At 73.5% G+C, this 11,009-nt stretch carries 1 protein-coding gene and 1 pseudogene; both read left to right on the top strand.

All coding sequences use genetic code 11. The annotated features are described in order from the left end of the window. Positions 1–26: 26 nt before the first annotated feature. Entirely contained in the window at positions 27–9,098 is a 9,072-nt protein-coding gene (locus tag ACWEF6_RS14725) for a type I polyketide synthase (protein ID WP_449683418.1), read from the top strand. A gap of 33 nt (positions 9,099–9,131) precedes the next feature. Further along, positions 9,132–11,009: pseudogene (locus ACWEF6_RS14720) on the top strand (type I polyketide synthase); the annotation flags it as partial.

Raw genomic sequence — 11,009 nt, 5'->3', positions numbered from 1 at the left:
ATGGACGGCACGCGACGGGATGGGGCCTGATGGACAACGACGCGAAGCTCCGGGAGTACCTGAAGAAGGTGACCGCGGACCTCCGGCGCGCCCGCAAGCGCGTCCAGGAGGTCGAGGACGCCGGGTCGGCTCCGGTCGCGATCGTCGGGATGGCCTGCCGGTTCCCCGGCGGCGTCCGCTCGCCCGAGGACCTGTGGCGGCTGGTCGATTCCGGCGGTGACGGGATGTCCGGGTTCCCCGCCGACCGCGGCTGGCCGGACGCGCACGACGCGGGCTTCGTCGCCGAAGGCGGCTTCGTGCACGACGCGGGCCAGTTCGACGCGGGCTTCTTCGGCATCTCGCCACGCGAAGCGCTGGCCATGGACCCCCAGCAACGGTTGCTGCTGGAGACGTCCTGGGAGGCTCTCGAACGCGCCGGGATCGTGCCGGAGACGTTGCGCGGCAGCCGTTCGGCGGTGTTCGTCGGCGCGGCGTTCCAAGGCTACGGGACCGCCGCCGGGGAGGAGGCCGAGGCGGTCGCCGGGCACCTGATGACCGGGACCGCCACCAGCGTCCTGTCCGGCCGGATCTCCTACACCCTCGGCCTGGAGGGGCCGTCGGTCACCGTCGACACGGCGTGTTCGTCGTCGCTGGTGGCGTTGCACCTGGCGGTGCAGTCGCTGCGGCGCGGGGAGTCCGACCTCGCGCTGGCCGGTGGCGCGGCGGTGATGGTCAACCCGGACATGTTCACCGAGATGAGCCGCCAGGGCGGGCTGTCCGGCAACGGCCGCTGCAAGGCGTTCGCCGACGGCGCCGACGGCACCGGCTGGGGCGAAGGTGCCGGCATGCTGCTGGTCGAGCGGCTGGCCGACGCGCAGCGTCTCGGCCACCCGGTGCTGGCGGTGATCCGCGGCTCGGCGGTGAACCAGGACGGCGCGAGCAGCGGCCTGTCCGCGCCGAACGGCCCGTCGCAGCAACGCGTGATCCGGGACGCCCTCGCCGACGCCCGCCTGTCCACTGTGGACGTCGACCTGGTCGAGGCGCACGGTACCGGCACGGCGTTGGGTGACCCGATCGAAGCGCAGGCCCTGCTGGCCACGTACGGGCAGGACCGGCCGGAGCCGCTGTGGCTGGGTTCGGTGAAGTCGAACATTGGGCACACGCAGGCCGCGGCGGGGGTCAGCGGTGTCATCAAGCTCGTCATGGCGCTGCGGAACCGGCGGATGCCGCCGACCCTGCACGCCGGGACGCCGTCGGCGAAGATCGACTGGACCGCCGGCGCGGTCGAACTGCTCCAGGAGGGCCGGGAGTGGACCGCCGACCGGCCGCGGCGGGGGGCGGTGTCGTCGTTCGGCATCTCGGGCACCAACGCCCACGTCATCCTGGAGGAGGCCGCTCCGGTGGTTTCTTCCCCGGGTGGTTCGTCCGGCTTGGTGCCGTGGGTGCTGTCGGCCAAGTCGCCGGAGGCGTTGCGGTCACAGGCCGCGTGCCTGTCTCTTGTGGACTCTGCACCGGCGGACGTCGCGTTCTCGCTGGCGACGACCCGGTCGTCCTTTGCGCACCGGGCCGTCGTCGTCGGGACGGATCGGGAGCGCCTCCTCGCCGGAGTGCGCGCCCTGGCCGACGGAACGCCCGCGCCGCACGTCGTTTCGGGTGTCGCCGGGAGCGGCAAGGTCGCCATGGTCTTCCCCGGGCAGGGTGCCCAGTGGGCCGGGATGGCCGACGAACTCCTGGCCACCTCCCCGGTCTTTGCCGCGCGGTACACCGAGTGTTCCCGGGCGCTCGAGCCGTACACCGGCTTTTCGCTGCTCGACTCGATCGAACTGGACCGCGTCGACGTCGTGCAGCCGGCGCTGTTCGCGATGATGGTGTCCCTGGCCGAGCTGTGGGCCGCTCACGGCGTGCGGCCGGACGCGGTGATCGGCCACTCCCAGGGCGAGATCGCCGCGGCGGTGGTGTCCGGTGCCCTGTCCCTTGAGGACGGTGCTCGCGTGGTCGCGCTGCGCAGCAAGGCCATTCTTGCCCTGTCGGGCGCGGGCGGGATGGTCTCGGTGGCCGCGTCGCGTGAGCAGACCGCGTCGCTCGTGGCGCCGTGGGGAGAGCGGATCGGCATCGCCGCGGTGAACGGCCCCTCCGCGACGGTCGTGTCCGGCGAGCCCGGTGCGCTCGACGAGTTCATGGCGGCCTGCGAGGTGCGCACGCGCCGGATTCCGGTGGACTACGCGTCGCACTCCGTCCAGGTGGAGCAGCTGCGCGACGAACTCCTCGAGGTGCTGGCCCCGATCACCCCGCGCGCGGCCCACGCCGGGTTCTTCTCGACCGTGACCGGCGAGTGGCTCGACGGCACGGCCCTCGACGCCGAATACTGGTACACCAACCTGCGCAGCACCGTCCGGCTGGACATTGCGGTCGAGCAGCTGAAGAGCGCGGGTTTCGGGACGTTCGTGGAGGTGTCGCCGCACCCCGTGCTGGTCCCGGCGATCGGGGACGACGTGACCACCCTCGGTTCGCTGCGTCGCGGCGACGGCGGCCTGGACCGCTTCGCGCTGTCGGTGGGCGAAGCGCACGTGAACGGCGTCAAGGTCGACTGGACACCGTACTTCGCCGATGCCGCGCGGGTCGATCTGCCCACGTACGCGTTCCAGCACCGGCACTACTGGCTCAAGCCCGGCACCCCGGCCGAGGTCGTCGCGGATCCGGGCTTCTGGGAGGCTGTCGAGAGCGGATCCCTCGCGGAAACGCTCGGCGTCGACCCCGACGTTCCGCTCAGCGAGGTATTGCCCGCCTTGAGCGACTGGCGCCGGACGGCTCGCGACAAGTCCACTGTGGATTCCTGGCGCTACGACGTCCGCTGGCGTCCGGCCGCCGAGCCGATGGGCGCGCTGTCCGGACGCTGGCTGGCCGTGGCGGCGCCCGGACAAGAGACATCCATTGTGGACACGCTCGACTGTGAGGTCTTGCTCGCGACCGGCGACCGCGAGAGCCTGGCCGCCCGGCTGCGCGAAGCCGGGCCGGTGACGGGCGTGGTGTCGTTGCTGGGCTTCGACGAACGGCCGCACCCGGAGTTCCCCGAGCTGCCGTCCGGGGTGGCGGGGACGCTGGTGCTCGCCCAGGCTCTCGGTGACGCGGGAATCGACGCGCCCTTGTGGTTGCTGACCTCGGGCGCCGTGGACACGGACTCGCCTTCGCCCGCGCAGGCGCAGATCTGGGGCCTGGGCCGCGTGATCGGCCTGGAGCACCCGAACCGCTGGGGTGGCTTGATCGACCTTCCGGCCGCTCCCGACGTCCGTGCCGGGGAACGGCTCGCCGCCATCCTCGCGACCCCCGGCGACGAAGACCAGTTCGCCGTCCGCCCCTCCGGCGTCCTCATCCGCCGCCTCGTCCGCGCGGCGCCGCCGCGCACCGCCCCCGGCACCTGGTCCCTGACCGGCACCGTCCTGGTCACCGGCGGCACCGGCGCCCTCGGCCCGCGGATCGCCCGCTGGCTCCGCGGCGTCGGCGCCGAGCACGTCATCCTCGCCAGCCGCCACGGCAGCCAAGCCGACCCCGAACCGGGCGTCACCTTCGCCACCTGCGACGTCACCGATCGCGCCCAGGTCGAAGCCCTCGCCGAAGCCCACGACATCCGCGCCGTCATCCACGCCGCCGCGCTGATCGAACTCGCCTCGATCGACGCCACCGACGTCGCGGCCTTCGCCGCCGTCGCCAAAGCCAAGGTCCAAGGCGCCGAAGTCCTTGACGCCGTCTTCGACCGGGACCTCGACGCCTTCGTCCTCTTCTCCTCCATCGCCGGCGTCTGGGGCAGTGGCGACCACGCCGCCTATGCCGCGGCCAACGCCCACCTCGACGCCCTCGCCCAGCGCCGGCGCGCCCGCGGCCTGCGCGCCACGTCGCTCGCCTGGGGCGTCTGGAACGCCCCCAACCCCGCCAAAGCGAACCAGGACTTCGACGCGAGCCGCCTCCTTCGCCAGGGCCTTCCGTTCCTCGACCCCGACCTCGCCTTCGCGGGCCTCCGCCAGGTCCTCGCCGACGACGACACCTTCCTCGCCGTGGCCGACGTCGACTGGGCCCGGTTCGCGCCCGTCTTCACCGCCCTGCGCCCGCGCCCGCTGCTCGACGAACTGCCCGAGGTGCGGCGCGCGCTGACCGTGGAAAAGCCGCAGGTCAAGACGGGCTGGCTGACCGGTGTCGCCCCGGCCGACCGCGCCCGGGCCGTGCTCGGCCTGGTCCGCGCCACCGCGGCCGCCGTGCTCGGACACGACAGCCCGGACGCCGTCGCCCCCGGCGTCGCCCTGCGGGAACTCGGCTTCGACTCGCTCACCGCCGTCGAACTGCGCAACCGCCTCGCCGCCGAAACCGGCCGGAGCCTGCCCGCCACCCTCGCCTTCGACCACCCGACCGCCGAGCGGATCACCGAATTCCTGCTCGGCGCCACCCGGAGCGAGACCGTCGTCGCGGTCGCCGACGACGAGCCGATCGCCATCGTCGCCATGAGCTGCCGCTACCCCGGCGGCGTCAAGAGCCCCGAGGACCTCTGGGACCTCATCACCACCGGCGGTGACGCGATCACCGGGTTCCCGGCCGACCGCGGCTGGGACGTCGACGCGCTCTACGACCCCGACCCGGACCACGACGGCACCAGCTACACCCGCCACGGCGGGTTCCTGCACGACGCCGGCGACTTCGACCCGGGCTTCTTCGGGATCTCACCCCGCGAAGCGCTGACCATGGACCCCCAGCAACGCCTATTGCTGGAGACGTCGTGGGAAGCGATGGAACGCGCCGGCCTCGACCCGGAAAGCCTCCGCGGCAGCGCGACCGGCGTGTTCGTCGGCACCAACTACGCCGACTACGGCATCGGCCTCGCCCAGCCCGACAGCTCGGCCGGGCACCTGCTGACCGGCGGCGCGGCCAGCGTCGTTTCCGGCCGGATCTCCTACACCTTCGGGCTGACCGGCCCGGCCGTCACCGTCGACACGGCGTGCTCGTCGTCCCTGGTCGCGCTGCACCTCGCCTGCCAGTCGCTGCGCAACGGCGAGTGCACGATGGCCCTCGCGGGCGGGGTGGCGCTGATGTCGACCCCGGCGTCGTTCGTCGCGTTCAGCCGCCAGCGCGCGCTCGCCGCCGACGGCCGCTGCAAGGCCTTCTCCGACGACGCCGACGGCATGGGCATGGCCGAGGGCGCCGGCGTCCTGCTCGTCGAACGGCTCGCCGACGCGCAGCGGCACGGCCACGAGGTCCTGGCCGTGCTCCGCGGCTCGGCGGTCAACCAGGACGGCGCGTCCAACGGCCTGACCGCTCCGAACGGGCCCGCCCAGCAGCAGGTCATCCGCCAGGCCGTGGCCAACGCCCGGCTGACCTTCGCCGACGTCGACGCCGTCGAAGCCCACGGCACCGGCACCACCCTCGGCGACCCGATCGAGGCCCAGGCCCTGCTGGCCACCTACGGCCGCGACCGGGCGAACCCCCTGTGGCTCGGCTCGGTGAAGTCCAACATCGGGCACAGCCAGGCCGCTTCCGGCGTCGCCGGCGTCATCAAGATGGTGCTGTCCCTGCGCCACGGCGTCCTCCCGGGCACGCTGCACGCGGGCACACCGTCGTCCCATGTGGACTGGACGGCCGGGAACGTCCGGCTGCTGGACGAAACCCGCGACTGGCCGGAGACCGGCCGGCCACGCCGGGCCGCCGTGTCGTCGTTCGGGATGAGCGGGACCAACGCTCACGCGGTCCTCGAAGCCGCACCGGAGCCGGTCGCGACGGAGCCGTCCGGGCCCGTCGCGACCGGCCCGGTGCCCTGGGTCCTGTCCGCGAAAACGCCCGCTTCGCTGGCCGCGCAGGCCCGCCGGCTGCGGGCGCGGGTAGGGGCCGCACAGGGGGTCCGGGCCGCAGATGTGGGGTACTCCCTCGCGAAATCGCGGTCTACGTTCGAGCAACGGGCGGTGGTCGTGGCTCCCGACGGCCACGACCCGCTGGGCGCGCTCGCCCACGACCGGGCCGTCCCCGGCCTGGTCCGGGGCAGCGCCCGCCGCGGGGGCAAGGTCGCCTTCGTCTTTCCCGGGCAGGGCTCGCAGTGGGTGGGGATGGCTTTGGACCTGATGGACACGTCGCCGGCGTTCGCGGCCCGCATGCGGGACTGCGAACGCGCGCTGGCGCCGTTCGCCGGCTGGTCGCTGCCCGACGTCCTCGGCGACGAAGCCATGCTCCAGCGCGTCGACGTCGTGCAGCCCGCGCTGTTCGCGGTCATGGTGTCGCTGGCCGAAGTGTGGCGCGCCCACGGGGTTTCCCCGGACGCCGTGATCGGCCATTCCCAGGGCGAGATCGCCGCCGCCGTGGTCTCGGGCGCGCTGTCCCTGGAGGACGGTGCCCGCGTGGTCGCGTTGCGCAGCAAGGCGATCCTGGCCCTGGCCGGACACGGCGGCATGGTGTCGGTCGCGGCGCCGCTGACCGCGGTCGAGCCACGGCTCACCGACGAACTGTCGGTCGCGGCCGTCAACGGCCCGGCCGCGGTGGTGGTCTCCGGCTCGCCTTCCGCCCTGGACGCGCTGATCGGGTCCTGTGAAGCCGACGGCATCCGCGCGAAGCGGGTCCCGGTGGACTACGCGTCGCATTCCGTCCAGGTTGAGGCGATCGCGGCCGAGTTGCGCGACCTGCTCGCCCCGGTTTCGCCGCGGTCGGCGGAAATCGCTTTCTACTCCACGGTGACCGCCGAACCGATCGACACCGCCGGGCTCGACGGCCCCTACTGGTACACGAATCTGCGCAACCCGGTGCTGTTCGACGCGACCACCCGGCAGCTGGCCGCGGACGGCTACGACACGTTCATCGAATGCAGTCCGCACCCGGTGCTCACGATGAGTGTCGAGGACACTGCGGACGAAGCCGTCGTCACCGGCACGCTGCGCCGCGGCGACGGCGGGCTCGACCGGCTGTACACCTCGTTCGCCGAGGCCTGGGTGCACGGCGTCGACGTCGACTGGACGCCGGCGTTCGGCGAAGGCGCCCGGCTGATCCCGCTCCCGACGTACGCCTTCGACCACCAGCGGTACTGGCTGGACCCGGCTCCCGCGGCCCCGGCGGACGACGGGCTGTGGACGGCGCTCGAAGAAACCGACGACCTCGCCGGGGTCCTCGGGGTCGATCAGGGCGCGCTCGACGAAGTGCTGCCCGCCCTGACCCGGTGGCGCACCCAACGCTCCACAATGGACTCCTGGTGCCTGAAGGTCGGCTGGGTGCCGGTCGCCGAGCCCGCCCTGCCGCTGCTGTCCGGTCGCTGGCTCGCCCTGATACCCGCCGGACCCGGCCGGTCGGCGGTGCTCGACGCCCTCGCCTCGCGCGGCGCCGACGTCGTCACCGCGTCGCCGGAGGAGCTGCCGCCGGGGGAGTACGCCGGCGTCGTTTCCCTGCTGGGATCGGACGAAACCCCGCTGCCCGGGCACCCGCTGCTCGCGACCGGGGTCGCCGCGACGGCCGCGCTCGCCCCGGCACTGGCCGCCGCCGGGATCGACGCCCCGCTCTGGCTGCTCACCCGCGGCGCGGTGGCCACCGGACCCGGCGACGCACCGGCGTCGAGCGTCCCGGCGCAGCTCTGGGGCCTCGGCCGCGTGATCGGCCTGGAGTACCCCGGCCTCTGGGGCGGGCTGATCGACCTGCCGGCCACCTTCGACGAGCGGGCCGCGGACCGGCTGGCCGGGCTGCTGGCCGAGCCCGGTGGCGAGGACCAGCTCGCCCTCCGCGACCACGGCATCCTGGCCCGGCGGCTGCGCCCGGCGCGTCCCGCACCGGCGGGAGAGCCGTGGCGGCCGCGGGGCACCGTGCTGGTCACCGGCGGCACGGGGGCGCTCGGCGCGCACGTCGCCCGCTGGCTGGGCCGCTCCGGCGCCGACCACCTCGTGCTCACCAGCCGCCGGGGCGAAAACGCGCCCGGCGCGGCCGAACTGGCCGAGGAACTGCGCGGGTACGGCTGCGCGGTGACCATCGCCGCCTGCGACGTCGCCGAGCGCAAGGCCGTCGAAGCCCTGCTGGACAGCCTCGGGCACCCGCCGGCGGCCGTCGTGCACGCGGCCGGGCTGCCGCAGTCGAGCACCCTCGCCGAGACCGGCCCGGACGAGTTCGAAGACGTCCTCGCGGCCAAGGTCGCGGGCGCCGCGCACCTGGACGCACTGCTCGGCGACGACCTCGAAGCGTTCGTGCTGTTCTCCTCCAACTCCGGCGTCTGGGGGAGCGCGGGCCAGGGCGCCTACGCCGCCGCGAACGCCTACCTCGACGCCCTCGCCGAGCAGCGCCGCGCCCGCGGGGCGAAGGCGACGTCGGTGGCCTGGGGGCTGTGGGCCGGCGGCGGCATGGCCTCCGACGACGGCGAGCAGCAGCTGCGCCGACGTGGCCTCCGGCCGATGGCGCCCGAGCGGGCGGTGGCCGCGCTGCAGGGCGCGCTCGACCGCGACGAGACCTTCCTGGCCGTGGCCGACGTCGACTGGGACCGGTTCGTCCCCGCCTTCACGGCGTCGCGGCGGCGTCCGCTGATCGAGGACCTGCCCGCGGTTCGCCGGGTACTGGACCAGCTCGAAGCCGAGCAGGAACGGCACGACGAAGGCGCGGCCGGGTGGCGCGAGCGGCTGGCCGCGCTGCCGGAAGCCGAACGCGACCGGGCCGTGCTCGACCTGGTCCGCACCGAGGCCGCCGCCGTGCTCGGCCACCGCGGCGCCGACGCGATCGGCAGCACCCGGCCGTTCCGCGACCTCGGGTTCGACTCGGTGACCGCGGTCGAGGTGCGCAACCGGCTGCGTCAGGCCACCGGCCTCCGGCTGGCCGCCACCGCCGTCTTCGACCACCCGACGCCGATCGCGCTGGCCCGGTTCCTCGCGGCCGGGATCGCCCCCGGCGGTACGCCCGCGGATTCGGCGTTCGGCGCGCTCGACCGGCTGGAGGCGTCCCTGACGGACCTCGCGCAGCCGGACGAGAACGTCCGGATGCGCGTCGAGATGCGGCTGAAGTCCCTGCTGAGCCAGTGGAGCGGCGACCGCGCGGCGCCGCGGCAGGCGCAACTCGCGGACGCCTCGGCGGCCGAGGTGTTCGCGTTCATCGACAACGAGCTCGGGGTCTCCCCGCCGCCGGCGCACTGACGCCCTGACTTGGACGAACGGATGAGGTTGGCGATGGCAGAGCAGGACAAGCTCCTCGAGTACCTCAAGCGCGTGACCGCCGACCTGCACCAGACCAGGCAGCGGCTGCAGGCGGCCGAGGCGGCGGAGCAGGAGCCGATCGCCATCGTCTCCCTCGCCTGCCGGTACCCGGGCGGCGTCGCCTCGCCGGAGGACCTGTGGGACCTGGTCGCGGGCGGCACCGACGCGATGTCGCCGTTCCCGGAGGACCGCGGCTGGGACGTCTCGCGCATGTACGGTCCCGAAGGCGCCCAGGCGGTCGAAGGCGGCTTCGTCCACGACGCGGCTTCGTTCGACCCCGGGCTGTTCGGCATCTCGCCGCGCGAAGCGCTGGCCATGGACCCGCAGCAGCGCCTGCTCCTGGAGACGTCCTGGGAGCTCCTCGAACGCGCCCGGCTCGACCCGTTTTCGCTGCGCGGCAGCCGGACCGGCGTGTTCATCGGCGCGAACGCGTCCGGCTACAGCAGCACGCTGCAGGCCGCGGCCGGTTCCGAGGGCTACCTGCTGACCGGCGAGGCACCCAGCGTCATGTCGGGGCGGCTGTCCTACACCTTCGGGCTGGAGGGGCCGTCGGTCACCGTCGACACGGCGTGCTCGTCGTCGCTGGTCGCGCTGCACTGGGCCTGTCAGGCGCTGCGGCAGGACGAATGCGGCCTCGCGCTGGCCGGCGGAGTCACGGTGATGGTGAGCCCGCTGGCGTTCGCGGAGTTCAGCCGCCAGCGCGGCCTCGCCTCGGACGGCCGCTGCAAGTCCTTCGCCGACGCGGCCGACGGCACCGGCTGGGGCGAGGGCGTCGGCATGGTGCTGCTGGAGAAGCTGTCCGACGCCCAGCGCAACGGGCACCGCATCCTCGGTGTGATCCGCGGTTCGGCGGTCAACTCCGACGGCGCGTCGAACGGCCTGACCGCCCCGAACGGCCCTTCTCAGCAACGCGTCATCCGTACTGCTTTGTCGAACGCCGGTCTGTCCACTTCGGACGTCGACGCGGTCGAGGCGCACGGCACCGGGACTGCTCTGGGGGACCCGATCGAGGCCCAGGCCCTGCTGGCGACGTACGGTCAGGATCGGCCCGCCGACCGGCCGTTGTGGCTGGGGGCGCTGAAGTCGAACATCGGGCACACGCAGTCGGCGTCCGGGATCGCGGGCGTCATCAAGATGGTGCTGGCGCTGCAGCACGAGGTGCTGCCGCGCACGCTGCACGTCGACGCCCCGTCGTCCGAAGTGGACTGGTCGGCGGGTGCGGTGTCGCTGCTGACCTCGGCCCGCCCGTGGCCGGCCGGCGACGTGCCGCGCCGGGCCGGGGTGTCGGCGTTCGGGGTGAGCGGGACGAACGTGCACGTGATCGTCGAGGAGGCGCCCCCGGAGGTCGTTGCCCCTCCTGCTTTTCCCACCGGTGAGCTGCTGCCCTGGGTGCTCTCCGGGGCGAGTGACGCGGCGCTGCGTGAGCAGGCCCAGCGGCTCCTGGACGCCGACCCGGACCCGCTCGACGGCGGTTATTCCCTGGCGGTGACCCGGGCCCGCCTGGCCCGGCGTGCGGTGGTGCTCGGCGCTGATCGTGAGTCACTGCGGGAGGGGCTTGCGCACATCGAGGACGCGGTCGTCGGTACTGCCGATCCGGATGCGTTGCTGGCGGTGTTGTTCACCGGGCAGGGTGCGCAGCGGGTGGGGATGGGTCTGGAGCTTTACGAGCGTTTCCCGGTTTATGCTGCGGCTTTCGATGAGGTCCTTTCGCACTTCGATCCGTTGTTGCGGGCGGCTTTTGATGATCAGTCGCTGTTGGATCGGACGGAGTTCACCCAACCGGCGTTGTTCGCGCTCGAGGTGGCGCTGTTCCGGCTTTTCTCATCTTTCGGTGTGCGCCCGGACTTCGTG

Source organism: Amycolatopsis sp. NPDC004772 (genome assembly GCF_053601215.1).
Note: the sequence above shows the minus strand (reverse complement) of the source record. Positions and strands in the feature narration are given on the sequence as shown.